This is a genomic window from Mesorhizobium sp. M2A.F.Ca.ET.037.01.1.1 (assembly GCF_003998075.1).
Lineage (GTDB): Bacteria > Pseudomonadota > Alphaproteobacteria > Rhizobiales > Rhizobiaceae > Mesorhizobium.
Genome location: NZ_RZSA01001570.1, coordinates 1 through 847 on the forward strand (window position 1 = coordinate 1; position 847 = coordinate 847).

At 64.8% G+C, this 847-nt stretch carries 1 protein-coding gene; it reads left to right on the top strand.

Annotation, left to right across the window (positions count from 1 at the left end; genetic code table 11):
• A partial coding sequence (locus EOA27_RS38435; RefSeq protein WP_145970903.1) for a branched-chain amino acid ABC transporter permease occupies positions 1-844 on the top strand: 844 nt, incomplete at its 5' end.
• Positions 845-847: the final 3 nt, after the last annotated feature.

Genomic DNA, 847 nt, shown 5'->3' on the forward strand with positions numbered 1-847 from the left:
GGTGTCGCTCGGCAGTGCCGCCTTCATGGCGGCCGGCGCTTTCGCCGCCTATAATTTCAACCTGCGCGTCGAAGGCCTGCCGCTCGTCGCCAGCATCGTCCTTTCCGGCCTCGTGGCCGCCGCGATCGGCATCGTCTTCGGCTTGCCCAGCCTGCGGCTGAAAGGCTTCTACCTGGCGGTCTCGACGCTTGCCGCGCAGTTCTTCGTGCAATGGGCGCTGACCAAGTTCAGCTGGTTCTCCAATGACTCCGCGTCCGGCGTCATCGATGCTCCGAAACTCTCCATCGCGGGTTTCGAGTTCGACGGCGCGGTCGGCCGCTACCTCTTCGCGCTTACCGTGGTCGTCGTCCTCACGTTTCTCGCCCACCGTCTGGTCAACTCGCAGACCGGGCGCAACTTCATCGCCATCCGCGACAACGACACGGCGGCGCGCATCATCGGCATTCCGGTGCTGAAGACGAAGCTGCTCGCCTTCGCCATCTCGTCCTTCATCATCGGCGTCGCCGGTGTCATCTGGGCGTTCGCCTATCTGAGGACAGTGGAGCCGGCGGGCTTCGACCTCGACCGCTCGTTCCAGATCCTGTTCATCATCATCATCGGCGGGCTCGCCTCGATACGCGGCGCGTTCCTGGGCGCTGCGCTCATCGTCGTCTTCCCGCTGGTGCTGTCGCGCCTCGGCGGTTTCCTGCTCGGCGACCTGTTCGATTCCGGCGTGCTCGACATGAGCCAGCGCATCGTGCTCGGCGCGCTCATCATCCTCTTTCTGATGCTGGAACCGGACGGGCTGGTGGCCCTGTGGGACAGGGTCCGAAGACGGCTCTCGCTCGCCTGGCAATCGAGCTGAGAC